This window comes from Pseudonocardia sp. DSM 110487, assembly GCF_019468565.1.
Classification (GTDB): Bacteria; Actinomycetota; Actinomycetes; order Mycobacteriales; family Pseudonocardiaceae; genus Pseudonocardia.
The window spans coordinates 3,438,199-3,463,780 of record NZ_CP080521.1; the positions used below are offsets into that span (position 1 = coordinate 3,438,199).

The window sequence follows — 25,582 nt, forward strand, 5'->3', positions numbered from 1 at the left end:
GGTGCGAGCTGCCGAGGCGGTGCCGGATCGCTTGTCGCCGGATCACCGGTCGTGGTCGCGCCCACGGCTCAGGTCCGGCGGGCCGAGCGGGCGGCGAACGCGCCGAAGATCGAGACGGTGAGCAGTCGGACGACGAGCAGCACGGGCCAACTGCCTGCCCCGTACCGACCGCCGGATGGTGCGCGCCGCTCTCGGCCGACGGGAGCGGGACCCGTGGCGGCCGATGTGACCCCGTCGGCGCGGGCGTCGTCCGATTCGGGTGGCGTGGACGTCGGCGTGGACACGGCGCTCTCCTCTTGCGGATGGACGTCGTGGCCGTGCCGACGCTCGCAGGCGGGGTGCCACGACCCGTGAGGAGCATGCTCGTGTGACCACGCCCTGAGCGTCGTCCGCACCGGATGAGGTCGGGTGTCCGCCATCGTCCGAAAGCGCTGGGACCAGCAGTCCCGCTGGTTCACCCCGCCCGCTGATGGCTGAGCCGGCCCCTGCCACCCGCCCTCCATCTCATCCTGCGGGGACGACGCAGGCGCATGCCGGCCCGAGGACGGTGACGCCACTGCGGTCCAGCACGACGCCCGGAGAACGCACCGCGGGAAGGAGTCGCAGCGTGACATCGCGATGCTATGAGTTCCGGGTGGCCGGGCGGCTGTCGGAGCACACCCGTGGAGCGTTCCCGGACATGACCGTGCTCGACGTCCCACCAGAAACGATCATCCGCGGGGAGGTCATCGACGATTCCCACATGCACGGCGTGCTGGCGCTGATCCAGAACCTGGGCTTGCGCGTCGTGTCCGTGAACCAGGTCGCCGACCTGGAGCGCTGATGCGGCGGCGATTCGTGCGAGGGGACGCACGATGCGGTCGCCGGATCAGGGCGGGTCCGGGGCGAGGATGCCGCGCCGGCGCGCCGCGGCCACCGCGTCGCGGCGGGAGTTGACGCCGAGCTTGCCGTAGAGCGCGCGGACGTGGGTCTTCACCGTGCTGTGCGACACGGTGAGGTCGAGAGCGATCTCGTCGAACGACCGCTGCGTGGGCAGCATGGTCAGCACTGCTCGCTCCCGGTCGGTCAGCGACACCGGCTGGGTGTCGGTGCCGAGCGCGTTGCGCGCCGCGAGTACCCGCAGCGCTGTCGTCTCCCGGTCACCGAAGCTGCCCAGGTGCCTCGTCAGCAGGTCGATGACCTCCGGGGGGCCGGTCGCCAGCGGCCGCAGCACATCCATGGTCTCCGACAGCGCCAGTGCGTGGTCGAGTTCCCGACGGGCCTGGGGGCGGCGTTCTCCACGCAGCGCGAGCTGACACCCGAGCACCCTGCCTTCCACCAGCGTCCAGGGCAGCACGACCGGCACGGCGCCGTCCAGCAGCCGGACGAGGGCATCGCCCGCCGCTCTGGGACGGCCGAGCCCGGCCAGCTGCCGGGCGCGCAACAGCAGCACCTCGCCGACCGGGCCCAGCTCGTCCTCTGCCCATCTCAGGACGGTGCGGGCCACGCTGCCGTGGCCCTGCACCGTCGCGGCGCGGTGCTCGAGCAATGCGACGATCGCGGGGATCTCGGCCGCGCCCGGTCGGCCGGCGGCCACCCCACGTGCTTCCCGGAGCTCGTTCAGGCCCTGGTCGCTGTGCCCGATGTCGGACATCGCGGCCCCGCGCAGGGCGGTGCGCAGCACGACCAGCTGATCGGAGAGCTGCGGAGGTGATCCGCCCGGGATCTCGGTCGGAGCCAGCGCGAGGCACGCGGCAGGCTCGGCGCGCAGCAGCGCCCCGTACGCACGCATCGTGGATGACCATGCGGCACCGATGGTCGCCCGCCACGTCGAATCGGCGAGCTCCGCGTCGGCCGCCGAGGCCAGCGTGGTCATCCGCCGGTAGTCGCCTTCCGCGGCGGCGATCGCCCCGAGCACGATGAGTCCGAGCGCAACGAGGTAGATGTGGTGCTGCTGCCGCGCTTGGGCGAGCGCGGTCTCGGCGACGTCGCGCGCCTCGTGATGCCGGCCGTCGGCCAGCAGCCCGATGGCGTCGTGCAGCATCGCCATCGCGCCGAGTCCCAGGTGCGCCGCGGCACCGAAGCCGGTTTCGTCGGTGGTCCGTGGGCTCGGATCGCCGGCGACGATGGCCCGCCGGGACCGGACGAGATTGCGCAGGGCGAGCAGGTCAGGCGGCGGATCGGGTGGCCACCACGACGCGGCGTCGGCGAGGTGGGCGTCGGCCGCCGCGATCGCCCCAGCCTCGGTCGCGACCAGGGCGGCGACCAGTGCGAGCCTGGGCTCGCTGCCGAGGCGGACATCACCCAGCTGCTCGAGGGCCTCACGAACCACCGCGTGCTCGCCGGCTGCGATGAGCGCGGTCGCCTGCTGGCACAACAACTGTGCAACCCGCTCGGCGTCCCCGCCCTGGCGTGCGTGCGCGAGGGCGGGGACCGGTTGCCCGGCAGCGGCGAACCAGTCGGCGGCCCGGCCGTGCAGCCGCGAGATCAGGTCGGGACGCCGCCGTTGCAGGTCCGCCCGCAGATGTGACCTGAGCAAGGGATGGATCCGATACCAGCGACGGTCCTCGCCCATGCTGAGAACGAGCGAGGTCTCCCGCTCGAGGGAGTCGAGCACGACCCCGGCATCCTCGCGGCCCGACAGGGCCGCGGCCAGCGGGGCGGCGAGCTGGTCGCAGACGCTGACGGCTCCGAGCAGCTCGCGGGTCTCCACCGTGAGCCGCGAGAGGATCTCCCCGACGAGGTAGTCCGAGACCGCGCGTCCGCTGCCGACGAAGCCGGCCAGGAACTTGTCGGGGTCCTCGGCCTCGCGCAGCGACACTGCGGCGAGCCGGAGCCCCGCCGCCCAGCCCTCGGTCTCCTCGACGAGGAGACGCACCTGGTCGGGGCGGGCGGGGACGTCCGCAGCGGCAAGCATCGTCCGTGCCTCCGCCACGGAGAACCGCAGCCGGTCGGCGCGGATCTCGGACAGCTCACCCGCCAGGCGCATTCGGGCCAGCGGCAAGGGCGGATCGGTGCGCCCGGACAGGACGACGTGCAGGCCCGGCGGCCGGTCCCGCACCAGCGACGCCAGCCCGTGCAGCGGGTCGGGCGCCGTGAGCTCGTGGACGTCGTCCAGGACGAGCCGCAGCGGACCCGGCGCCGTTCCGATGGCGTCGGCGACGATGGCGAGGAACTCGGGGTTGCGGCTGGGGAGACCGGGGAGGGCGAGATCATGCAGCGCGTTGTCCGCGGGCACCCCCGCGCACGTGCCGAGCGCGGCGAGGATCGCGGCCCAGAAGCGGCGGTCGTTGTTGTCGTCCTCGTCGAGGGACACCCACGCCGTGAGCTCGGGAAGCCGCGCCGCCCACTCGGCCAGCAGCAGGGTCTTGCCGTACCCGGCCGGCGCGCTGACCAGCGTGACCTGCCCGACCGCTGCCTCGTCCAACGCGACCAACAGCCGGGAGCGCGGCACGTAGCTCGGCGGCGGTCGCGGAACCGCCGTCTTCACCACGGGCACTCCCGGACGGAGCACCGCAGCCCACCCCCCTCAGGCTTCGACGAACCGAGAACGCTACCGACCCTGACGCTGGCGACAAGGCCTGTCAGCCATCCGCACCACGCCCGAACAGCCCAGCACAGCGCCAACGGCCGGTGTCCGGGTCCGGGGCTCGCGCGGCAAGAGCCGCGCTCGATCAGGGAGCGCTCGGAAGCCAGACGTGCGCGGCGGTGACCAGAGCCGCCACCCCGACCCGAAGGGTGGGCTCGATCACCGGGGCGTAGAACGGCGAGTGGTTCGACGGCAGGTCGGCCACGACCGCCGCCATGTCGTCGGCACTGGTGGCACCGGCGAAGCGGGCCGGGTCGGCGCCACCGAGCAGCCAGAACACACACGGTGCGCCGCTGCCGGATGCGAGCAACCCGACGTCCTCGCTGCCGGTGACGAGCCCGGGATCGACGACACGGTCCGGTCCGAGCAGCGCCTCGAAAGCGGGACGGGTGCGTGCACACGCCGCGACGTCGTTGACCACGGCGGGAAAGCCGTCGGTCAGCACCACCTCGGGATCACGCGTCGCCCCGGACGCGACGGCCTCGGCCCTGACGATCCGCTCGATGGCGCCCAGCACGCGCTCGCGCACGAGCGGGTCGAACGTCCGGACGCTGAGGCGCAACTCGGCCTCGTCCGGGATGATGTTCTCCTTCGTGCCGGCGCGCAGCACTCCGATCGTGACCACAGCGGTATCGGTGCCCGCGACCTCCCGGGATACCACCGCCTGCAGCCGCATCACCGTCGCCGCGGCCATCACCACGGGGTCGACCGTGGTCTCCGGACGGGAGCCGTGGCCGCCCCGACCGAACATCGTGACCCGCACCCCGTCCGCTGCAGCGAACGCCGGTCCGGGCCGCAGCGCCAGGAAGCCGGCGGGGAACGGCGCCACGTGCTGCCCCAGCACGACGTCCGGGCGTCCGAACCGCTCGAACAACCCGTCGTCGATCATCGCCCGGGCCCCTCGGCCGAGCTCCTCGGCGGGTTGGAAGACCGTTATCAGCGTCCCCGCCCACGCCCCGCGATCCTCCGCGAGCTGTCGCGCAGCGCCGATCAGGCATGTGACGTGGACGTCGTGGCCGCAGGCGTGGAACACGTCGACCGCGTGGCCGAGGTGGTCGACTCCACGGACGTCGCTCGCGTAGGGCAGCCCGGTCTTCTCCTGCATCGGCAGGGCGTCCATGTCGGCCCGCAGCAGTGCGGTGGGGCCGTCCCCGTTGCGCAGGACGCCCACGACTCCGGTGCCGCCCACGCCCGTCGTCGTCTCGAAGCCCAGCGCGCCGAGGCGGTCGGCGACGACCGCGGCCGTCCGGTGCTCCTGGAAGGACAGCTCGGGATGGCAGTGCAGGTCGCGGTAGAGCTCGGCCAGGGCCGGGGTGTCGACGACGCCGACCATGTGGCCTCCATCCTCGCGTCTTGTGCCGGAGCCTAGGGCCACCGGTTCGTCGTCGGGTTCCGCCGATCGGCGGGGACGGAGCTCAGCTCGTGATGTCCTTGCGCTGGAAGCGCCAGATCGCCGCCGCGCCGAGCACCAGCGCGTAGAGCAACGCCGAGAACGCGCCCCGCGTCATGCCGGCCCAGTCCACGGGGTCGCTGAGCAGGCCCGACCACGCGTCGTCGAAGTGCGTGGGCAGGTAGTCGCGCAGGCCCTCCAGGGCGGTGATCTGGTCGAGGATCTGCGACACGATCGACACCATGACCGCCCCGCCCACGGCGCCGAGCGGGGCGTCGGTGGACACCGACAGCAGCATCGCCAGTGCCGCCACCCAGCTCAGGTGCACCGCGAGGTACAGCGCCCCGGACAGCACCCTGACGGTGCCGGGCCCGTAGTCGAGGGACACGCCCGTCGGGCTCACCATGTCGCCCGCGCCGTAGGCGAGGGTGCCCACGGTGAGCGACACGACCGGCAGCAGGAGCAGCGCGGCCAGCGACAGCGCCGCCGCCACCACCGCCTTCTGCCGCAGCAGGCGCGCCCGCGGCACCGGCGCCGCAAGCAGGTAACGCAGGCTCGACCAGGACGCCTCGGCCGCAACCGTGTCGCCGAAGAACAGCGCCACGACCACCACCAGCAGGAACGACGACGACGCGAACATCGCGAACACGGTGAAGTTCAGCCCGCTGCTGGTGGCGAGGTCGACGAGCGTGAGCGAACCCGTCGGCGAGCTGTCCGGGGCCAGCTGGAACGCCACCCACAGCAGCACAGGCAGCACCACGACCAGGCCGAACAACACCTGTGTCCGGCGGCGGCGCAGCTGGCGTTCCAGCTCGACCCGCAACGGCAGCGTCCGCTCGGGACGGAACGCGCGGCGGGTCACCGGCGACGGGGACTTCTTGCGGGTGGCGGGCTCGGTTGCTGGCTCGGTCATGGTGTCCGGTCCTCCCCGACCAGCTGCAGGAACGCGTCCTCGAGGCGCCGGCGCGGGCCGGCCGCCGTCACCTCCACCCCCGCGGTGACGAGCGCCCGCACGGCGTCGGCGCGCGGGGTGCCGTTCAGCTCCGCGTGCACGCCACCGTGGATCACCTCCACCGAACGGACGCCCGCGAGGTCGGAGAGCACCGACGCGGCCCGTTCGGGGGCGTCGACGGTGAAGGTGGCCGCGCCGCCGCCCGCGATGATCTCCTCGGCCGTCCCGTCGGCCACCACCTCGCCGCGGTGCATGACGACGACGTGCGAGCACGTCTGCTCGACCTCGGCGAGCAGGTGGCTCGACACCACGACCGTCCGGCCCTGTGCCGCGTACCGGCGCAGGACATCGCGCATCGCCGAGATCTGGGGCGGGTCGAGCCCGTTGGTCGGCTCGTCGAGCACGAGGAGGTCGGGGAGCCCGAGCATGGCCTGCGCGATGGCCAGCCGCTGGCGCATGCCCTGGCTGTAGGTGCCCACCCGGCGGTCGAGCGCCGCGCCGAGGTCGGCGATCTCGAGGGCCTCCTCGACGTGCGCGTCCGCCGCGGGGCGGCCGGTGGCCGACCAGTACAGGCGCAGGTTGTCCCGGCCGGACAGGTGCGGGAGGAAGCCGGGGCCCTCGACGAACGCGCCGATGCGCGCCAGGACCGGGGCACCGGGACCGACCGGTTCCCCGAACGCGCTGATGCTGCCGGCCGTCGGGCGCACCAGGCCCATGAGCATCCGCAGCACGGTGGTCTTGCCGGCCCCGTTGGGCCCGAGCAGGCCGAGCACGATGCCCTTCTCCACGGTGAACGAGACGTCCTTCACCGCCTGGAATCCACCCGCGTAGGTCTTGGCGATGCCTGTCACGACCAGCGGGGGGCCGTCGCCGTCCGTCGAGTGGGCCGGGTCGCGCCTGCCACGCAGCCGGGCGAACACCCAGCCGGCGGCGGCGAGGGCGAGCACGGCCACGATCCCGATGAGCGGCCCGAGCGGCACGGTCGATGCGGTGGCGCTGGTGCCCGGCACCACCGGCACGGTGAGGTCGCCGGTCATGCCCACCTGCCAGACCGCGGGCTCGACCGGGCCGGTGAAGCCCTGGTCGGTGGTTGCGATCGACACGGCGAGCTGGTTGCCCGACTCGACGGGCGCCACCACGCCGGGCAGCGCCACCGTGACCGTCGCGGGTGATCCGTCGGCGGGCACCGGCACGCGCATCGGTGCGACGGCGCCGCCGAGCAGGGTGCGCCGCCCGTCCGGCGACAGCTCGGTGAGCCGTGCGAACAGCACGGCCTCTGCCTGCGCGGGCTGCCCCGGCACGCGCGAGACGCTCACCTGCACCCGCGGGGCGCCGGCCAGCAGCAGCGAGGCCGGGAGCGGGGCGGTGAGGAAGGTGGCGGACTGGCCCGCCGGGTCGGCCGCGAACGCGGAGATCCGCCCGGCGACGGAGCCGAGCGCACCACCGATGCCGGGCAGCGAGGTGATCGCCGCCGGGTGGCCGCCCGCGGGGTGCACGATCTGCTGCGGGTCGCCCAGCACGGGGAGCGGTGTGGTGAGGAGCGGCGCGGTACCGGGCAGGCCCGGGTAGGCGGGCGCGGCGAGGGTGCGGCTGGTGGGTGTGTTCGCACCGGCGCGGACGCCGCTCTGCACGACGTAGGAGAAGCCGGTGCCCGGGTCGTCGCCGGTGCCCGCGAGGTGGAAGTCGAACCAGTCACCGATGCTGTCGCGGACGGCGTCGCTCGGGGCGGCGCCGTCGTGGCCGCCCGCGAACCACTCCACCTTCACGCGGCCGCCTGCCGCGGCGATCTGCCGGGCCGTGGCGTCGGCCTGGTCGAGGCCGAACAGCGTGTCCTGCTCGCCCTGCACCAGCAGCGTCGGTGCCGTGATCCGGTCGGCAACCGTGGCCGGCGACGAACGGCGCAGCAGTTCCGCCGTGGCGGGGGAGATCCGGCCGGTGGTGGCGGCCTCGGTGTAGGCGGCACAGATCTCGGCGGTGAACCTGCCGCACGGGTTCGCCGCTGTCCCCTGCGTCTGGTCGTTCCCCGCGGAGAAGAGCATCCCGGCCCAGCCGCTCTTGAACACGCCGTCGGGTGCGGCGATGCCCCCGGCCGGCGTGTCGGCGGGGGGTGCGGTCGCGGTGGCGGCGTTGGGGAACAGCGCTTGGCCGAGGTCGTTCCAGGTGATCACCGGGGCGAGCGCGTCGACCCGGGGGTCGTACCCCGCCAACAGCAGCGCGAGCGCGCCGCCGTACGAGCCGCCGGTGACGCCCACGCGCGGGTCGCCCGGTCCGTCCTGCTGCACCTCCGGACGCAAGGCGAGCCGGTCGACGAGCGCACTGGCATCGGCCACCTCGTGGTCGGGGGAGTCGAGCGCGATCTGCCCCGTGCTCGTGCCGAACCCGCGCGCCGACCAGGTGAGCACCACGAACCCGCGTGCCACGAGCGCGCGGGCGTCGGCGTCCACCGATGCCTTGCTCCCGCCGAAGCCGTGAGCGATGAGCACCGCGGGGGCCGGGGTGACGGCCGGCAGGTAGAGCGAGGTGTCCAGCTCGACGCCGTCGGAGGTGGTGACGCGCTCCTCGGTGACCCGGACGTCCGCGGGCGCGGCACCCGTCAACAGCACGCAGCCCACCACGGCGAGTACGACGCTGAGGGCCACTTGGGACGGCCGGGCGCCGCGGGCGAGGTGCACAGGACGACGCTACGGGGTGCCTGTCCCTAGTGTCCTCAGTGCGCTCTCAGGGCGCAGCTGGACCCGGAAGCGTCACCTCGTCGAAGTGCTCCACGCGGGGCTCGCCGTCCAGGAACGGGCCGATGTGGCCGCGCCAGCGGCCGTAGTTCTCCGACTGCCGGAAGCCGACGGTGTGGGCCTCCACGCTGTCCCACTCGACCAGCAGCACGAAGCGGCCGGGGGTCTCGATGCCCTTCGTGAGCCGGGCGTTGCGGAAGCCGGGGGTGTCGGAGACGTAGCGGATGCCCTCGCGGACGGCTGCGGCGAACTCCTCCTCGGTGCCGGGCAGGACGGCGATGTCGGCGATCTCCAGGACCATGTGGGCATCCTCGCACGAGTGGGACCGCGATGATCGGGGCACAGAGCAGCCATGGAGCACTTCACCATCGCCACCGTCGCGGAGCGGAGTGACGACTTCCGCCGAGTTCTCTGGACCGGTGAGCACACCCAGCTCGTGATCATGACGATCCCGCCGGGCGGGGAGATCGGCGAGGAGGTGCACGAGGGCATCGACCAGATCCTCACGTTCGTCAGCGGCACCGCGGAAGCGCGGGTGGCAGGCGAGGCGAAGCCCGTTGAGGCGGGTGACCTGGTGGTCGTGCCGGCGGGCACGAAGCACAACTTCGTGAACACCGGCCCGAACCCGCTGGTCCTGTACACGGTCTACGGCCCGCCGGATCACGCCGACGGAGTCGTGCACCGCACCAAGGAGGAGGCCGACGCCGCCGAGGCGGCCGGCGAGGACGAACCGCCGACCTCCTGACACGCTGGATTCCCCCGACCGGGGGCGGCCGTTCGGGAAGGAACAGTCGTGGCGCAACGGGGCGTGATCGCCGCCGGGCATCCGGCCTCGGCGGCCGCGGGTGCGGCGGCCCTGCAGGCCGGCGGCAATGCCGTGGACGCGGCGGTGGCCTCCGTCCTCACGTCGTTCGTCGCGGAGCCGCTGCTCACCGGCCTGGGTGCGGGCGGCTACCTGCTCGTCGCGCCGCCCGGGCAGCAGCCGCTGCTCCTCGACTTCTTCGTGGAGACCCCCGGCCGTGGAGCGGGCGCGTCCCCCGCACCGATGACCGAGGTACTGGTGACGTTCGAGGGCACCACCCAGCTCTTCGAGGTCGGGGCGTCCTCGTGCGCCACGTACGGGCTGCCGGCGGGCGTCGCCGCGGCGGTGGAGCAGTTCGGCCGCATGCCGCTGGCCGAGCTCACGGCCCCCGCCGCCCGCCTTGCCCGCGCCGGGGTGCGGCTGAACGCGATGCAGGCGTACGTGTTCGAGCTGCTGACCGACGTCGTCGGCTCGACCCCCGAGGCCGCCGCGCGGTTCACGGTGGACGGGCGCCCGCCGCGGGAGGGGGAGCTCCTGCGGGACGAGGAACTGGCCGCCGCGCTCGACCGGCTCGGGGCGGAGGGCGCCGCGCCGTTCTACACCGGCGACATCGGCAGCGCCGTTTCGGATTGGGTGTGCGCCCGCGGCGGCGTGCTGACCCGTGCCGACCTCGAGGCGTACCGCGTCGTGCGCCGGGATCCGCTGCGTGTGGCCTACCGGGGGCGCGAGGTCTTCACCAACCCCCCGCCCAGTGCGGGCGGGCGCAGGCTCGTCCGCGCACTGGCCCATCTCGAGGGCATCGGCCGTGCGCCGGACGTGCTCGAGGTCGCCGCGGCGCTGGAAGCGGCGGCCCTGGCTCCGGCGTCGGTCGACGGGCCGGGCTCCACCACGCACATCTCCGTGCTCGACGCCGATGGCTGGGCCTGCTCGGTGACCTGCTCCAACGGGACGGGCTCCGGGGTGACCGTCCCGGGGACGGGCGTCCACCTCAACAACATGCTCGGCGAACACGACCTGGTCGTGCCCCGCGGCGTCGGCGAGCGGCTGGCGTCGGCGATGGCCCCGACGGTGGTCCGCAACGACGGCGCCGCGGAGCTCGTGGTGGGTTCCGCCGGTTCGAGCCGGATCCGCAGCGCCCTCCTGCAGGTCCTGGTGAACGTGCTCGACCGGGGCGAGTCGCCGCAGCAGGCCGTGGATGCGCCGCGGATGCACGTGGAGCGGGGGAACGTGTACGCCGAGCCGGGTATCGACGTCGGAGCGCTCGAGGGGGCCGGGTATCCCGTCACGCTGTTCGCCGCTCCGAACCTGTTCTTCGGCGGGTGCCAGGCCGTCCGGCGCGACCTCGGCAGCGGAGCACTGGACGGGGGTGCGGATTCGCGGCGGTGCGGCGGGGTGATCGTGGTCTGACCGACGGGGTTACTGCCGCTTCGCCCGGGCTCGCCGCTTCCCCTCGTGCATGGCCGCGACCCGCGTGATCGGGATCGCGTGCCCCTCTTCCAGGAGGTCGGCGGGGAGGATCTGGGGTGCGGGCATGCGCTCGCGCCACGGGTCGGCGTCGCCGAGGAGGTCGACGGCGGTGCGGACGGTGAAGTCGCGGGGCGTCACGTCGTCCAGGTCGTCCCACGCCACCGGGAACGACACCCGCACCCCCGGCCTCACACGCGGGCTGTAGGCCGCGACCACGGTGGCGCCACCCGATCGGGTGGAGTCGACGAACACCTTCCCGTCCCTGTCCTCCTTGATGTAGGCCGTGGTGGCGACGTCGGGGTCGACGCGCTCCGCCCGGGCGGCGAGCGCGCGGGTCGCCGCGGCGGCGTCCTCGAAGCCGACGCCCTCGTCCAGCGGCACGAAGATGTGCAGGCCCTTGGAGCCGCTCGTCTTGACGATGCCCTCGAGCCCGGTGTCCGCGAGGGCCTGTTGCACGAGCCGCGCGGCCCGGACGACGGGCGCGAAGTCGTCGCCCTCCGGCGGGTCGAGGTCGAGGATCAGGTACGTGGGGTGCGTCTCGCCCACCCGCATCAGCGTGGGGTGGTACTCCACCGAGCGCTGGTTGGCGAACCACAGCAACGTGCGGCGGTCGTTCGCCAACGCGTAGCGCACCTCGCGCCGCGACGCCTCGGCCCACACCGTGGTCGTCTCGATCCAGTCCGGCGTGTACTTGGGCACGTTCTTCTGCATGAACGGCTCCTGACCCGGCCTGATCCGGATCACCGACAACGGGCGTTGCCGCAGCTCGGGCAGGATCCGCTCGCGCACCGCGTCGAGGTAGTCGACGAGGTCGCGCTTGGTGGCGTCGGCGCCGTCGAAGAGCGGCTGGTCGAGGTTGGTCAGCTCCACCCCGTCACGCGTCTCCACGGTCTTCGCACGGCTCACCGGGCACTCCTACCACGAGCGGTGCCCTGGGGCCAGGTCACTGGAACACGGCGATGGGGCGCACCGGCAGCGTGCGCGTCCTGGCGTCCCACTTGCCGACCCTCCCGAGGCACCGCGCCCATCCGGGATCGAAGCTCACGTCGCCCTCCGCGCAGACGACGCGGACTCTCGGCCTCCCGGCGGGATCGTCTGTTCCGCCGAAGGCGGCTTCGAGCGTGGTGCTGCGGTCGTCCTGGTCGATGACCTCGAACCAGCCGGAGATCGACACGATCCCCCTCACCTTCCCGAGTCGGATGGGCCGCTCCTCGGGGAGGGAGGCGCTCGGCTCGATCTCCTGCCTGTCCAGGTCCACTTCCACGATCGCGTCCGCTCGCCTCAGAGCATCGATCACCATCGAGATGACGGTGATGGGCTGGGCCTGCTCGATGTACTTCCGGAAAACCTCCTCGGTGACTTCACGTTTGGCGTTCGCCTCCACGACGGAGAGCTGGGTCGACGTGCCGACATGCCGGACGCTGCTGATCCGCTCCTGAACTTCATGTTCCAACGCTGCCCTGTACTTGGGGCCGTGCTGGAGGTAGAGGGCCATGACCTGGTTCCTGGCGAGGTAAACGCTCGTGTCGAGGCGGGGCCCACGGGTGGCGCGTCGCCAGTGCGCCGCCACGATCACCCCCGCCGCCGCCAGCAGGCCTGCCGTGGCCACCCACACCAGCAGCCACGGCCACCACACGGCGAGCCACGCCTCGTCAACGACAGCCACGGAGCTCCTCGAAAGTCGTAGCAAGAGCGGCCAGATCGGAGCCCACGTCGACCGACCGGCCGCCGGTGGTGGCCGCCACCCTGGCCAGCTCCGCCGCGTCGGCCTCTCCGATCCGGATGGTGAAGATCGGCACGTTCCCCGGGGGAGCGAGGCCCGAGAGGAACTGGTCCGCGGAGATCCCGGTGTTGTTGATCCCGTCGGTCATCAGCACGATCGTCACCGGCCGGGCGGGATCCTCCGCGAGCACGCGCCTCGCGATGCCGTAGGCGTGCTCGGTGGCACTCCAGACGGCCGTGCGGTCGTCGAACGCGTCCTCCCCGACGAAGTTGCGCAGGGCCGCCAGCTCAGCTGGGTCACTCACGGCGAACTCGCGTTCGGCCAGTACCTCGCCGCCGAAGCGGATCGCGGTGACCCGCTCCCAAGGGTGGAACCGCACGAACGACGCCTCGCCCACCCCCGTGAGCCGGGCGAAGGCCGCACGCACCTGGGCGATCCGCTCGCCGCGCATCGAGCCGGAGAAGTCCAGGAGGAAGATCACGTGAGCCGGTGGGCGTATTCGGATGTCCTCGTAGTCGGCGAGCAGCGCGTCGATGACCTCGAGGCGGTCCGGGAAATAGAGCGCGTTGCCGGTGGGCGCGGGGAGTTGCGGCAGGCGTGGTACGTCCGGATCGATCGGCCTGCGCAGGGTCTGCTCCATGATCCGCCGCTGTACCGGCTCGCTGCGCAGCCAGCCGACGGCCCGGTCGTACGCGTCGCGCTGCTGGGGGTTGAGCAACACCAGCGGGAACTCCGACTGGATGATCCCGTCCGCCGGGTAGACGATCTCCAGCGGCTCGGCCAGCCGGCCGCCTGCGTTCAGCGACAGCAACGCCGACTCCGGCGCCACCAGCGCGTCCAGCTCGGACTGCCCGGCCACGAAGCCATCGGCGAGCTCCGCGGACGAACCGGCGCCCAGCGCATGGCCGGTGAAGAAGCCGCGGAGCCGGTCGCAGGTGACGTCCTCCGGCCGGAGGGCGCGCCCGGTGCCCGCTGCCGCCGTCGCCACGCCTACCAGCGCCGCCAGCCCGCTTCCCGACCGTCGCGGATCCGCCATCCCGAACCGCAGCTCGCCCGCGGCGGCGCTCGCCGCGATGTCGGCCCACGAGATCGGCCCGTCGGCCGCCAGCCGCTCTGCGGCGGCCCGCTTCATGCCGACGACGATCGGCGACAGCATGATCGAGGTGCTCAGGGGCCGGGCGGCACTGTCGCCCGACGCGGCGTGCTCCAGCTGGAAGTATCTGTCCGACGACAGCCACGCGGCGTCGTGGTGGTACTCGCCGGGCCGCAACGCCCCCTCGGCGTCGAGGCCGTGGGCCATGTCCAGCTGCAGCTCGACGCCCGCCTCGTTGCGCAGGTCGGCCAGCAGCGGCTCGATCCCGGACAGCTCTGGCGTGGCCAGAACGCGCAGGGTCGCATGGGTCGACGGCGTGGCGGTGCAGGCCGGCAGCACCGCGAGTGCCGCGCAGACGGCGGCCAGCAGCCGCATGTGCGCGGCGATCATGGCGGGCAGTCGCCGACGGTCGTGATCATTGCCTCCAAGGTCGGCGCGTCCGGCAACACCGCCCGCGTGTAGCTCGTCGACATCGACGGGGCAGGCACACCACGCTCGGCCAGGAACCGGGGCAGCTCCTCGCTCGACTCGCTGAGGGATTGGTCGAGGAGAGGGCGGTAGCCGAGTTCCAGCGCTCGCCTGCGCAGCACGGGGTCCGTGGCCAGGTGCTGCGCGAGCTGCTGGGCCTCCTCGTTGAGCGCGATCAGCGTCGGCTCGCTCTGGAACGTGACATTCGGGTAGAGCAGAACGCGCTCGTCGTCCACCCCGATGCCCGCTTCGACCCGCCGAACCTGATGGGCGAGGTACTGGTGCTCGTAGATCACGGCGACCGGGAGGATCCCGCGTCCCTCGGGGATGAAGTAGAGGGCGTCCGCGTTGCGGATGGGCAGGCCCTGTTCCCGCAGCAGCGGTTTGATCTGGCGCGCGAGATCGACCGCATCCTGCTCCGATTCGGGTATGCCACCGCGGGTGACGTACGCGACCAGCCCGAGGTAGGTCGCCGCACTGTTGGCGGCGCAGACGTCCGGGGTCTGGGCAAGAACGGTGTTGCCGTTCGTGAAACCGTGTGTCGCGATACCGAGGTCGTTCCACGACCGGCCGGCGCGCGCCAGGTCGAGGAATCGTGCGAGGTCGAGGTCGTAGTAGTGGGGGAGCGCGCTGTCCTGGTTCGCTTGCGGCGTCGCGACGCCGGCGGCGCGCAGCGTCTCCGCGTACTCCCGGTAGGTGGCGAGCACGATCGGACTGACGAACACGCGGTGCGGGGACGCGTACGCCTGCTCCGCCTGCCTGCGCCGGGTCACCAGCTCGGCCGTGGGCTGTCCCGACGGAAAGTAGAAGTCGACATCCGACGACAGGACCCGCGCGGACTCGCGGGACCCGAGCCTGGTCAGCCGCAACGCGATGTGGTGGCGCAGCAGCTGCTCCTTGACGACGGCGTCCTCGAGGAACTCGATCTTCGAGCCGCCCACTCCGTCGAGCGTGACCAACCGCTCGAAGGGGAGTGCGGCGGTGCCGGCGGCCACCTGCGCGACGATCCCGACGACCGCGAGCGACATCACGGGAACGAACCGTGACAGGAAGTGACGCCGCCCGTAGAAGGGCGGACGGACGGCCAAGACCGGTTCGGCCGGAGCCGACTCGGACACCACGATCGTCCCCCCGACGTCGCCCGTCATGTCTCACCCGGTTGTCGCCGGGTCATTGCTCCGCGTTACCGGGCTCGCGGGCCGCCTGATGGACTAGAGGCCGTCTCTGTGCGGCCTCTAACGGGGAGCGGGTGGAAGGTGGTGCAGCTCGACGGTGCGGAGGTCGCCGTCGGCGACATCGGCCGTCATCCACGTGAAGGTCGGCTGGCGCCGCCGGTCGGTGGGGGAGCCGGGGTTGAGCAGGCGCAGTCCGGTCTCCGCCGTGGTGTCCCACGGGATGTGGCTGTGCCCGAACACCAGTACGTCGACGCCCGGGTAGGCCCGCGCGCAGCGTCGTTCGCGACCGGCCGCGGCCCCGGTCTCGTGCACCACCGCGAACCGGACGCCGCCGAGCTCGACGCGCGCGACCTCGGGCAGCCGGGCCCGCAGGGCGGCGCCGTCGTTGTTGCCGAACACCCCGACGAGCCGCCGCGTCCTGGCCTCGAGCGCGTCGAGCAGGTCGACCGACACCCAGTCGCCGGCGTGGATCACGACGTCGGCGGCATCGACGGCCGCCCACACCGGTGCGGGCAGGTCCTTCGCCCGCACCGGAAGGTGGGTGTCGGAGATCAGCAGCAGCTTCAGGTCAGTGCACGCCCACGAGGTCGACGACGAAGATCAGGGTCTCTCCCGGCTTGATCGCGGCACCCGCGCCGCGGCTGCCATATCCCAGGTGGGGCGGGATCACGAGCCGGCGGCGGCCACCGACCTTCATCCCCGCCACGCCGCGGTCCCAGCCCGCGATGACGCGCCCGGCGCCCAGCGGGAACTGGAACGTGGAGCCGCGGTTCCAGGAGGCGTCGAACTCCTCGCCGGTGGAGTGCGCCACACCGACGTAGTGCACCTCGACGGTGCGGCCCGGGGTCGCCTCGGGGCCGACGCCGGGGGCGAGGTCCTCGACCAGCAGGTCAGCGGGGGCGGGGCCGTCGTGCGGGTCGACGTCGGGTCGTTGCAAAGCCACGTTCTTTCCTCCTACGGTGGGCGCGTCCAAGCGTGCCAGACACAGGTGCGCGGGGTAGACAGGGGCTCGTGGCCAGCCCTGATGTGCGGCAAGCGGTCGCCGACGCCCCGGACCCGAACCGGTGGAGGGCGCTGTCGGTCACCCTGGTCGCGGGCTTCATGAGCCTGCTCGACGTCAGCATCGTCTCGGTGGCGCTGCCGTCCCTGCAGCAGAGCCTCGGCGCGGAGCCCGCGGCCGTGCAGTGGGTCGTCTCCGGCTACGCGCTCACGTTCGGCCTCGCGCTCGTGCCCGCGGGCCGGCTCGGCGACGCGGTGGGGCGGCGGCGGATGTTCCTCGGAGCGCTGGCGGCGTTCGTCCTGTTCAGCGGGCTCGCAGGCGCGGCATCGAACATCGGGCTGCTCGTGGCCGCCCGGCTCGCGCAGGGCCTTGCGGCGGGCGCGCTGGCTCCGCAGAACTCCGGGCTGATCCAGCAGCTCTTCGGTGGCGCCGAGCGGGGTAGGGCGTTCGGCCTCTTCGGCGCGACCGTCGGGATCTCCACCGCTGTGGGGCCGGTCGTCGGCGGGCTCATCCTCGCCGTGGCGGGCGGCCCGGACGGGTGGCGCTGGATCTTCCTGGTCAACGTGCCGATCGGGGTGGTCGCGCTCGTCCTCGCCGCCCGGCTCATCCCCCGGACCACGGCCGGCCCGGCCGGGCACATCGACGTCGTCGGCGCCCTGCTGCTCGGGGGCGGTGTGCTCGCCGTGCTGCTGCCGCTGGCGGAGGCCGACTCCGGTGGTCTCACCCGGCTGTGGTGGCTGTTCCTCGTCGCGGCGGGGATCGCGGTGCTGTTCGTGCGGTGGGAGCGGCGCGTGATGCGCCGCCACGGTGCCCCGCTGCTCGACCTGCGGCTGCTCTCCAGCACGCGCGGATACGCAACCGGCGCGGCGCTCGGCACCGTCTACTTCCTGGGCTTCTCCGGCATATGGCTGGTGTTCGCGCTGTTCCTGCAGGCCGGGCTGGGTTACACCCCGCTGCACTCCGGGCTCTCGGTCACGGCGTTCGCGCTCGGGTCAGCGGTGTCGGCCGCGGTCGGCGGGCGGCTCGTCGAGCGATTCGGCCGCAGGCTCACCGTCATCGGGCTGAGTGGGGTGCTCACGGGGCTCGTCGCGACGATCGGTGTAGTGCTGGTCGTGCCGGCGGCCTCGTTGACGGCTGCGCTCGTCGTGCCGCTCATGGTGGCCGGGATCGGCGGTGGTCTGGTGATCTCCCCGAACATCACGCTGACGCTCCGCGAGGTGCCGGTGCGCATGGCCGGTTCGGCCGGGGGTGCGCTGCAGACCGGCCAGCGCGTCGGGGCGGCGATCGGCACCGCCGCGCTGCCGGGCGCGTACTACCTGGTGCTCGGCGCCACCGGGCAGGACCACCAGCTCGCCGCGGCGGTGGCCCTGAGCGGCGCCGTCCTCTCGGTGACGGCCGCGCTCGGCATCGCCGTGCGCGACCTGCGGCACGAGCGCGCGGCCCGGCGCCGGTGCACCGAGGAGGAGACCCACAACTACGACCACGCCGCGCACGTTTGACCTCGTGAGTGGTTATGCGCGCTATAGCACGCGTTACCACTCACGACCTCAGGTCGAGGGCCTGCCGGAGGAACTGGACCTGCAGCAGGAGCAGGTTCTCCGCCACCACCTCCTGCGGCGTCATGTGCGTGACGCCCGACAGTGGCAGCACGCTGTGCGGCCGCCCCGCGGCGAGCAGGGCCGAGGACAGGCGCAGCGTGTGGGCGGCCACCACGTTGTCGTCGGCGAGCCCGTGCACGAGCAGCAGCGGCCGGGTGAGCGACGGTGCGTCGCCGATCAGGGACGAGCGGGCGTAGGCATCGGGGTCGGTGTCCGGGCGGCCGAGGTAGCGCTCGGTGTAGTGGGTGTCGTACAGCGCCCAGTCGGTGACCGGGGCGCCTGCAACGGCCGCGTGGAAGACGTCCGGTCTGCGCAGCACCGCGAGCGCGGCGAGGTAGCCACCGAAGGACCAGCCCCTGATCCCGACGCGCGTGAGGTCGAGGTCCGGGTACCGCTCGGCCACCGCGTGCAGCGCGTCGACCTGGTCCCGCAGCACCGGCTCCGCCAGGTCGCCGTGCACCGCCCGCTCGAATGCGGGCCCGCGCCCCGGCGTGCCGCGCCCGTCGACGACCACCACGGCGAAGCCTTGGTCGGCGAACCACTGGCTGGTGAGGTGCGCGCCGCGGGCGGCGAGCACGCGCTGGGCGTGCGGGCCGCCGTAGGGGTCCATCAGGACCGGGAGCCGGGTGCCCGGCTCGTGGCCGGTCGGGAGCAGCACCGCGGTGCGCAGCTCGCGCTCGCCCGCGTTGACCAGCGTGATCCGCGGCGTGAGGCCGGGGAGGTCGGCGAACGATGCGATCGTGCGCTCGGCCCCGCCCCGCTGGACGGTGGTGGTCGTGCCGTCGGTGTCGAGGTCCTGCCGGGTGACCACCAGCGTGCCCGCGACGAGCCGCCCGCTGTGCACGCCCGGGCCGGAGGTGACCGCGGCGAGGCCGTCGGGTCCCCACGTCCAGAGGCCGATCGAGGTGGGGTCGTCGCTCCCGCGGAACAGCACGACGTCGCCGTCGACGTCCGCGACGTCGCGCACCTGCAGCGACGGGGGCGTCACCGGTTTCCCGTCGACGACGAGCCGCAGGCTGCCCTCGAGGTTGCCGACCGTCACGAGCGCACCGGACTCGGTGTGGGCGGGCACGCCGGGGACGATGTCGACCCAGAGCGGGTCGGTCTGCTCGTGCACCGGGGTCGTCGCCCCGGTGTCCGGGTCGACGCGCAGCACCCGCAGGGCCCGCTGGTCGCGCGGCTGGACGACGATCAGCAGGCCGTGGCCGTCCCATGCGGCGTCGGCGAGGTACTCGTCCCGCTCGGTGTCCCACCGCACCGGCACGACCGTGCCGTCGAGCGCGATCACTTCGAGCGTGACCCGGGCGTTGGGCGTGCCCGCCGCGGGATACGCCACGACGGCGGGCTCACGTTCCGGGTTGGCCGGGTCGGCGATGTGCCAGCGCCGCACCTCGGCGTCGTCCACGCGCGCGACCAGCAGCGACTCGCCGTCCGGCGCCCACCAGTAGCCGCGCATCCGGCCCATCTCCTCGGCCGCCACGAAGTCGGCGAGGCCGTAGGTGACGTCCGGGCCGTCCGGTTCGGCGAGCGCGGTGGTGATGCGCGAGGTGATGTCGTGGACGTGCAGCGCCCCGCCGCGGACGAACGCGACCCTGAGCCCGTGGGGGTCCGGCCGCGGGTCGATCACGCCGGCCGGGGTGTCGACGAGGCGCGGGGTGAGCCCGCCCACGAAGTCGGCGAGGTAGAGCCGGCCGGAGAGGGTGAACGCGGCCATGGTGACCGGCCGGTCGGCCGCGTAGCCGACCACGCCGCCCGCCTGCTCCCGGCTGCGTTCGCGGCGGGCCTTCTCCTCGGGCGGCAGGTCCTCGTCGTCGGTCCCGTCAGCGCTGCCTTCCAGGTGCAGCGGGTCGGCGACCAGCCGCTCCTCGCCGGTGCCGAGGTCGAGGGTCCAGAGGCAGGTGAGGGGGTCGGTGCCGCCGCGGCTGCGCAGGAACACCACCCGCTCGCCGTCGGGGGAGACGGTGATGCCGCGCGGGGCGCCGAGGGTGAAGCGACGGGTGCGGGCCTGCCGGCGCGGGAAGCTGTCGGTCACGGGAGGTCAGTGTGCTCCTGGCGAGCGTCAGTCGACGCAGGGCACGCCATCCGCGGTGATCACCGGACGGCTGCTCGTCGTCGGGGCGGAGGTGCCGGACTCGGGCGTGTCGGCCCGCTGCACGATGATCGGGTCGTCGTCGTCGGCGATGCGCCGCGCCGTGGTGGGCGGCGCGGACGGCTGGGTGGTGGGCGGCGATGTCGCCGTCGGGGGTGTGGCGGCCGGCCCGAGCAGCGAGCCGACGAACGTCCGCACTGCGTCGCGGTCGATCTGCACGGCGACGCCGTCGACGGGGGTGCGCAGGTCGGGGCGGCCGGTCGGGATGGTGTGGAAGCTCAACGAGTCGCCGGAGACCCGGCGCATCTGGGCGAGGGCCTGGTCGAGGTTCCAGCCGACGTCCAGCACGACGTATCGGGTGGCGATGTCCACGAGGCGCTGCAACTGCGTGGGATCGCCGAGCGTGCCGGGCGCGAGCACCCGCTGCGCCAGGCTGGCGGCGAAGGCCTGCTGGCGGGCGATGCGGTCGAGGTCGCCGTCCTCGAGCCCGTGCCGCTGCCGCACGAACGCGAGCGCGCCCGGGCCGCTCACCAGTTGCTCGCCCGCCGGCAGATCGACCCCGGAGTAGGAGTCGTGGACGGGGCCGTTCAGGCATACCGGCACCCCGCCGAGCGCCTCGGTGAGCTCGACGAACCCGGCCATGCCGATCTCGGCGAAGTGGTCGATTCGCGCCCCGGTCAGCTGCTCCACCGTGGCGACCAGCGTGCGCCGTCCGGCCTCGCGGGCCTGCCGGTCGAGCTCCGCGCCGTCGATTCCCTGCGCGCGCAGGGCCTCCTCGGCGTCCTGCATCCCGCGGCGGTAAGCGGAATTGATCTTGTGAGTCCCGTGGCCGCCCGCGATCGGGACGAACGAGTCCCGCGGGATCGAGATGGCGGCCGCCCGCTCTCCCGGGTTCGCCGGCACGTGCACGAGGATGATCGTGTCGGTGTGCAGCTGGCCCTCGTCCGGGCCTGCGTGCAGCGCGTCGAGCACAGCGGGAGGGAGCGAGTCGCCCTGCGCGTCGGTACGTGCGTCGAGGCCGACCAGCAGCGCCGTGAACGGCCGGCCCGGCGGCGTGGGGCGCGGTGTCGGGATGGCCGCCACGCTGCTGACGACCGTGGTGTCGACCCGCTGCTGCAGCGACCAGACGAACCCGGTGGTGACGAGTGCTGCGGCGGACGCGAGCGCGGTGACGGCGCGGAGGACCGCGCGCGCCGTGCTTCTTGCGTCCATGTGCACTCCGGGTCGCTGCGGTCGCCCTTCCTGGACCGGCGCCGCGACCGCCCGGGCTGCTCGGCCGCCGTTGCGGCTTCGGTCCACTGTAGTCACGCAATGTTCGACGTGACTGCTCCGAACGGTGCACGTCACACCACCTTTGGCACGTGTCGTCACACGTTCGGTGACCGATGCATGATCAACGCGCTAGGGTCGCCGCCTACTTGACTTTCATCAGGGGGGAGACGCGTTGATGACCGACGTGCAGAGCTCGGCGCGCGAGACGTCGGCGTGGTGGTCGTTCGCGCTGGGGCACGCCCGCCGGTGACGGCTCCCGCCAGAGATCGAGTTATCAACGGCAAGATCACAGCGCAGAACGGACGTTCGTGATGACCGCTCCCCACCAATCCCCGAGGTCGGCCTTCGCCGAACGGCCGTACCCGCAGGAGCCCCACCAGCCGCACCAGCCGGTCCACCCGCCGGTGGCCCCCGGGCAGCACCTGCGCCCGTGGCCGGTGAACCCCGAGCAGCAGCAGCAGCCGCAGCACGGATACCCGGACCAGCCGTACCGGCTGTCCGGCCAGCCGGACCAGCTGTCCGGCCGGGAGGCCGCGGAGGACGAGCTCCGCAGGGCGCAGGCCCGAACGCAGGCCGGGCACACCGGCTACGGTGCCGAGCCCCCGGCGCCGATCTTCGTGCGGAAGAAGCGGTTCGAGGCGCTGGCGTGGACGGCGCTCGTCCTCGGGGTCCTCGGCATCGTCGCCGGTGTCGTCGGTGCGCTCGTCGGTTCGGCGATCATGGTCCTCGAGTACCTCACGATCGGCCTCGCGGCGGTCGGAGCCCTGCTCGGGGTGATCGCGCTCCTCGGCACCCGGAAGGTCCTCGCCGGCATCGGCGCGGTCCTGTGTGCCGGGACGATCGCCGTCGCCATGACGGGCCAGGTGGCCGAGCCGGAGTCCGCGAACGCGCCGGGCGACGCCGCCGCGCAGGACGTCGCCCTCCGCGACTGCACCGTCGTGCGGGACGGCGGCGCCGCGACGGCCGAGGCAACGATCGAGATCACGAACCGCACCGCTGAGCGGCAGTCGTACAACATCAACGTGACCGTGAACGACAGGGGCGGTCCTCGCATCGGCGAGATCAACGCGATCGCCACGGCCGTCGCGCCGGGCGAGAGCGTGGTCCTGTCGGGCGCGCAGTCGAGCGGAACCGTCAGCGGACGGGCCCAGGCCGGGCCCGCTGACTGCCGGATTGCGAGCGTCAACCGCCTGGCGCTGGGTGGCTGACCGCGGACGGCCGTGATCACCAGGAGTGGTGCCATGGCGACAGAACTGTCGCTGTCGCACCCTTCTGATGATCACCGGGGGAGCGCCCTGGAGTCGGCTCCGTCGTCGGTGCAGCCCCCTACCGTCGGCGCCGTGACCACCTCCACGAAAACGCGGGCTATCGCCAGATTCAGCGTCGTCGCGCTCGACTGCCCCGACCCGGCCGCCCTCGCTCGCTTCTACAGCGCACTCACCGGCTGGCCGCTGGATCCACCCGGCCAGTCCGACGGCTGGGTCCAACTCGACCCGCCCGACGGCCGCGGTGCCGCGCTCGCCTTCCAGAAGGTGTCGTCCGAGTACCGCCCGCCGCAGTGGCCCGGCCAGGATGTGCCGCAGCAGCTGCACATCGACTTCGACGTGTCCGACCTGGACGAGGGCGAGCGGGAGGTGCTGGCGATCGGCGCCCGCAAGCACGAGCTGCAGCCCGCGCCGGACCGGTTCCGGATATACCTCGACCCGGCAGGCCACCCGTTCTGCCTCGTGCGGGTCTGAGCGCGACGCCGACCTGCCGCCACCGTGGACCGCCTGCTGATCGTCGACGACACCCGGAGCGACCACGTGGGCCGGTGAACCTGCCGCGATGTCAGCGGCTCGTCGATGATCATTGCCAGAAGCGCACCCTGATCCATCGGAGCTCGAACGGCCTTGCTTGCTTCCGGGAGGACGGGCGCTCGCAAGGCCATCGCTCGGTCAGAATCCCAGCGCAGGCGGGACAGGGCGCTCCCACGGGGCCGATCATCGGGGCCGGGGTGATGTCCTGGCAACACAGCGTGCGCACGCGCGCCCCATGTTGTTGCGAATCCTTCATGTGGACGTCGAAGACTTCGTGTGAGAGTCCGGTGCCGAACTGGTCGGTTACGGGGGTTGTCTCGCGGAAGGCGGGGTTCACGGCACGCGTTGGGAGGCCTGTTCACGCCGTGCTGCGCGTGCTCGGATCGCGTAGTCGTAGAGCCTGCATGGCCAGCGAACGTGGCCGGCCTGCGGGCCTCCGGCGCAGATCTTGCACCGGCCACTGCCGTCATCGGCGTGCTCTCTGATCAGGCGCTCGGCCGATCCGGCCTCACCGGCGATGAACACAACGATCGGATCCTGATCGGCCGCGGTCAACGTCGTCCCCCTTGGTCGCGTTCGGCAGTCGTCTGCCCTCGGGTTCAACGCTATGAAGCGGGAGATGGCGGGGGCCAGAAGTTTGCTCAAGTTTGCCTCAATTGGCAACTTGCGTTGCCTCATGCTTGACGCAGATCTCCTGGCAGAGGCAGCATCACCGCGGATGAGCAAATCTGAGCATCATGCGGCTGACGTTCCTGGGCAAGGCGACGCAGGGCGGCGGGTCTCCGACGTTGTTCGCGACGGACAGGGGTACCTACGTGGTGCAAGGCTGGAAGGTGGCTGATGCGCGTGACAGCGTGGAGATTCCGCAACGTCTACTCGCGTATCTGGAGCCTGACACCTACCTCGGTGCGCTGCTCACGGACACGGGTCGTGCGAGCTTCACCTTGACGGGAAGACCGGTGACCGATCCGGAGGCGCTGTCCCAGATGGACATTCCGGGGCACGAGTCGTGTGTCGAGGTCGCCAAGGAGAAGGAGGTTTGGTTCGGTGGAGTTGCTGCAGGGTGAGGCGTTCGACGCGCTGTTCCGCGACTTCGCTCACCACGCCTTCCACCTGGAGGTGGAGGACAGTTACCACACCCCAGAGGAGTCCGGGCCATTCGAGCTTTTCCTGACCGGCCGGCCGGATGACTTCAAGTGGCACCAGCCCTGGCTCGACCTGGTCCGAGAGGCGACCGCTGTCGGCCGAAGCCTCGCGCGCGTGCGAGTCGTCTCCGTCCCGCACGTCGACTACACCCGATGGGGCCTGGCCGTCGCGGAGCACAACATCGCCGCCGGCGAGGATATCCGCTGGTTGCCCCGCCATCTCATCGATGCGGCGGACCTGCCGGGCGACGACTACTGGTTGTTCGACGACGACCGGGTCGTGTTCACCGTCTTCGAACCCGGTGGACGATTCGCCGGCGGGGCTGCCACGACCGACCCCCGGATCGTCGGCTACTGCCGGGAGGTGCGCGACCGGGTATGGAAGGTCGCAATCCCTCACAGGAGGTACGTCGTCGAGGCTGACTCGCCACTGTGACGAGTTCGGTTCATCAGGCCCGTGAGGCGCTCGGCCAGCGGCTGCGCGACGTCCGGAAGGACGCCCGGCTCATGGGGCGGCAGCTGGCAGAGCTCGCCGGCTGGCACAGCTCGAAGGTGTCGAAGATCGAGTACGGCAAGCAGACGCCGTCGGAGGATGACATCCGGGTCTGGTGCACGCTGGCATCGGCGAGCGATCAGATCCCGGAGCTGATCGCCACTGTGCGCCACATCGAAGCCATGTATGTGGAGTGGCGACGGATGCTCGGTGCGGGCACGCGGCGTCGCCAGCAGATCTCCCGCGACCTTGAAGCTCAGACCAAGCTCATGCGCTGGTACGAGCCGCTCCTGATCCCGGGAATCCTGCACACAGCCGAGTACGCCACGGCAATCATGCGCCGGGTGATCGACTTCTACGGTATCGCCGATGATCTCGAGTCGGGCGTCGCCGGCCGGATGGAGCGGCAGCAGATCCTCTATCGGGGCGACCACCGGTTCCACATCGTCATCGCTGAGCAGGCGCTGCACACCACCGTCGGCGATGCTGCCGTGATGGTTGGGCAGCTCGACCGGATACTCGCTGTAATGGCATTGCCTCGGATGCATTTCGGCGTGATTCCGGTGCATGCCGAGTACCGGGTGCCGACGAACCAGTTCATCATGTTCGACGATCGTCTCGTGCAGGTGGAGACCGTGTCGGCGGAGCTGTCGATCAGCCAGCCGCAGGAGATCGCGCTCTACCTACGCGCCTTCGCTGAACTTGACCGGCAGGCCGTTCACGGGCAGGCGGCCCGGGAACTCGTTGCCGCATCGCTGCAGCGGTTCGCGGAGGTCAGTTCGAGCGAGCCCGATGGTCAGGGCCTTGGCCGAGCCTGAC

General features: G+C 72.4%; 24 protein-coding genes. 9 read left to right on the forward strand and 15 right to left on the reverse strand.

Going from position 1 to position 25,582, the window contains the following annotated elements; all coding sequences use genetic code 11:
- Window positions 1-68 precede the first annotated feature (68 nt).
- Window positions 69-284 (reverse strand): hypothetical protein, encoded by a 216-nt coding sequence (locus K1T35_RS16055; protein ID WP_220260950.1) that lies wholly within the window; start codon window positions 282-284, stop codon window positions 69-71.
- Between the two features lie 323 nt (window positions 285-607).
- Here K1T35_RS16055 and K1T35_RS16060 point away from each other — a divergent pair, with 323 nt between their 5' ends.
- Window positions 608-823: a hypothetical protein gene (locus K1T35_RS16060; RefSeq protein ID WP_220260951.1), complete on the forward strand. Its 216-nt coding sequence runs from the start codon at window positions 608-610 to the stop codon at window positions 821-823.
- 45 nt (window positions 824-868) lie between these two features.
- Here the strand turns inward: K1T35_RS16060 and K1T35_RS16065 are convergent, their stop codons facing one another.
- The 5 genes from K1T35_RS16065 to K1T35_RS16085 form a co-directional block, all read right to left on the reverse strand.
- Window positions 869-3,472, reverse strand: a complete 2,604-nt coding sequence (locus K1T35_RS16065; protein WP_220260952.1) for a LuxR C-terminal-related transcriptional regulator — start codon at window positions 3,470-3,472, stop codon at window positions 869-871.
- Window positions 3,473-3,653: 181 nt separating this feature from the next.
- Complete coding sequence (locus K1T35_RS16070; protein ID WP_220260953.1) at window positions 3,654-4,901, reverse strand: amidohydrolase; 1,248 nt, start codon at window positions 4,899-4,901, stop codon at window positions 3,654-3,656.
- Window positions 4,902-4,983: 82 nt separating this feature from the next.
- Entirely contained in the window at window positions 4,984-5,871 is an 888-nt protein-coding gene (locus K1T35_RS16075; RefSeq protein WP_220260954.1) for an ABC transporter permease, read from the reverse strand.
- Window positions 5,868-8,582, reverse strand: a complete 2,715-nt coding sequence (locus K1T35_RS16080) for an alpha/beta fold hydrolase (protein ID WP_220260955.1) — start codon at window positions 8,580-8,582, stop codon at window positions 5,868-5,870. Before K1T35_RS16080 ends, K1T35_RS16075 begins: the two co-directional genes overlap by 4 nt.
- A gap of 46 nt (window positions 8,583-8,628) precedes the next feature.
- A complete protein-coding gene (locus tag K1T35_RS16085; RefSeq protein WP_220260956.1) occupies window positions 8,629-8,940 on the reverse strand; it encodes an antibiotic biosynthesis monooxygenase in 312 nt (103 codons plus the stop codon).
- 51 nt (window positions 8,941-8,991) lie between these two features.
- On the opposite strand from K1T35_RS16085, the gene K1T35_RS16090 reads away from it, so the two are divergent.
- Both K1T35_RS16090 and K1T35_RS16095 read left to right on the forward strand, forming a co-directional pair.
- On the forward strand, window positions 8,992-9,384 hold the full coding sequence (locus tag K1T35_RS16090; protein ID WP_220260957.1) for a cupin domain-containing protein: 393 nt from the start codon (window positions 8,992-8,994) through the stop codon (window positions 9,382-9,384).
- Between the two features lie 48 nt (window positions 9,385-9,432).
- On the forward strand, window positions 9,433-10,848 hold the full coding sequence (locus K1T35_RS16095) for a gamma-glutamyltransferase (protein WP_220260958.1): 1,416 nt from the start codon (window positions 9,433-9,435) through the stop codon (window positions 10,846-10,848).
- A 9-nt stretch (window positions 10,849-10,857) separates the two neighbouring features.
- Here K1T35_RS16095 and ligD read toward each other — a convergent pair whose 3' ends face one another.
- The 6 genes from ligD to K1T35_RS16125 all read right to left on the reverse strand — a co-directional run bounded on the left by ligD (window position 10,858) and on the right by K1T35_RS16125 (window position 16,310).
- Window positions 10,858-11,814, reverse strand: a complete 957-nt coding sequence (gene ligD / locus K1T35_RS16100; protein ID WP_255621960.1) for a non-homologous end-joining DNA ligase — start codon at window positions 11,812-11,814, stop codon at window positions 10,858-10,860.
- Between the two features lie 37 nt (window positions 11,815-11,851).
- Window positions 11,852-12,403: a hypothetical protein gene (locus K1T35_RS16105; protein ID WP_220260959.1), complete on the reverse strand. Its 552-nt coding sequence runs from the start codon at window positions 12,401-12,403 to the stop codon at window positions 11,852-11,854.
- Between the two features lie 157 nt (window positions 12,404-12,560).
- On the reverse strand, window positions 12,561-14,114 hold the full coding sequence (locus K1T35_RS16110; RefSeq protein ID WP_255621961.1) for a VWA domain-containing protein: 1,554 nt from the start codon (window positions 14,112-14,114) through the stop codon (window positions 12,561-12,563).
- On the reverse strand, window positions 14,111-15,340 hold the full coding sequence (locus K1T35_RS16115) for a hypothetical protein (protein WP_255621962.1): 1,230 nt from the start codon (window positions 15,338-15,340) through the stop codon (window positions 14,111-14,113). Before K1T35_RS16115 ends, K1T35_RS16110 begins: the two co-directional genes overlap by 4 nt.
- A gap of 87 nt (window positions 15,341-15,427) precedes the next feature.
- Complete coding sequence (locus tag K1T35_RS16120) at window positions 15,428-15,934, reverse strand: metallophosphoesterase (RefSeq protein WP_220262641.1); 507 nt, start codon at window positions 15,932-15,934, stop codon at window positions 15,428-15,430.
- A 1-nt stretch (window position 15,935) separates the two neighbouring features.
- Window positions 15,936-16,310: an FKBP-type peptidyl-prolyl cis-trans isomerase gene (locus tag K1T35_RS16125; protein ID WP_304940857.1), complete on the reverse strand. Its 375-nt coding sequence runs from the start codon at window positions 16,308-16,310 to the stop codon at window positions 15,936-15,938.
- Between the two features lie 68 nt (window positions 16,311-16,378).
- On the opposite strand from K1T35_RS16125, the gene K1T35_RS16130 reads away from it, so the two are divergent.
- Window positions 16,379-17,866, forward strand: coding sequence for an MFS transporter (locus K1T35_RS16130; protein WP_255621963.1), 1,488 nt, complete (start codon window positions 16,379-16,381; stop codon window positions 17,864-17,866).
- 40 nt (window positions 17,867-17,906) lie between these two features.
- Here K1T35_RS16130 and K1T35_RS16135 read toward each other — a convergent pair whose 3' ends face one another.
- Together K1T35_RS16135 and K1T35_RS16140 are read right to left on the reverse strand one after the other, a co-directional pair.
- Window positions 17,907-19,997 carry a S9 family peptidase gene (locus K1T35_RS16135; protein WP_220260960.1) on the reverse strand — a complete coding sequence of 697 codons (2,091 nt, stop codon included), beginning with the start codon at window positions 19,995-19,997 and terminating at the stop codon, window positions 17,907-17,909.
- A 27-nt stretch (window positions 19,998-20,024) separates the two neighbouring features.
- The gene (locus tag K1T35_RS16140) at window positions 20,025-21,266 is read right to left on the reverse strand and encodes an LCP family protein (protein WP_220260961.1); all 1,242 of its coding nucleotides are present in this window, start codon (window positions 21,264-21,266) and stop codon (window positions 20,025-20,027) included.
- A 371-nt stretch (window positions 21,267-21,637) separates the two neighbouring features.
- Between K1T35_RS16140 and K1T35_RS16145 the strand changes: the two genes are divergently transcribed.
- Both K1T35_RS16145 and K1T35_RS16150 read left to right on the forward strand, forming a co-directional pair.
- The gene (locus K1T35_RS16145; RefSeq protein ID WP_220260962.1) at window positions 21,638-22,534 is read left to right on the forward strand and encodes a hypothetical protein; all 897 of its coding nucleotides are present in this window, start codon (window positions 21,638-21,640) and stop codon (window positions 22,532-22,534) included.
- A 132-nt stretch (window positions 22,535-22,666) separates the two neighbouring features.
- Complete coding sequence (locus K1T35_RS16150; RefSeq protein ID WP_255621966.1) at window positions 22,667-23,065, forward strand: VOC family protein; 399 nt, start codon at window positions 22,667-22,669, stop codon at window positions 23,063-23,065.
- A gap of 393 nt (window positions 23,066-23,458) precedes the next feature.
- Here the strand turns inward: K1T35_RS16150 and K1T35_RS16155 are convergent, their stop codons facing one another.
- Complete coding sequence (locus tag K1T35_RS16155; protein WP_220260964.1) at window positions 23,459-23,680, reverse strand: hypothetical protein; 222 nt, start codon at window positions 23,678-23,680, stop codon at window positions 23,459-23,461.
- A gap of 182 nt (window positions 23,681-23,862) precedes the next feature.
- Between K1T35_RS16155 and K1T35_RS16160 the strand changes: the two genes are divergently transcribed.
- From K1T35_RS16160 to K1T35_RS16170, 3 genes are read left to right on the forward strand one after another with little or no spacing between them, the layout of a single operon-like run.
- Entirely contained in the window at window positions 23,863-24,192 is a 330-nt protein-coding gene (locus K1T35_RS16160) for a hypothetical protein (protein ID WP_220260965.1), read from the forward strand.
- Window positions 24,173-24,706, forward strand: a complete 534-nt coding sequence (locus K1T35_RS16165; RefSeq protein WP_220260966.1) for a DUF6879 family protein — start codon at window positions 24,173-24,175, stop codon at window positions 24,704-24,706. Before K1T35_RS16160 ends, K1T35_RS16165 begins: the two co-directional genes overlap by 20 nt.
- Window positions 24,703-25,581, forward strand: coding sequence for a helix-turn-helix transcriptional regulator (locus tag K1T35_RS16170; protein ID WP_220260967.1), 879 nt, complete (start codon window positions 24,703-24,705; stop codon window positions 25,579-25,581). The genes K1T35_RS16165 and K1T35_RS16170 overlap by 4 nt, the downstream gene beginning before the upstream one ends.
- Window position 25,582 lies beyond the last annotated feature (1 nt).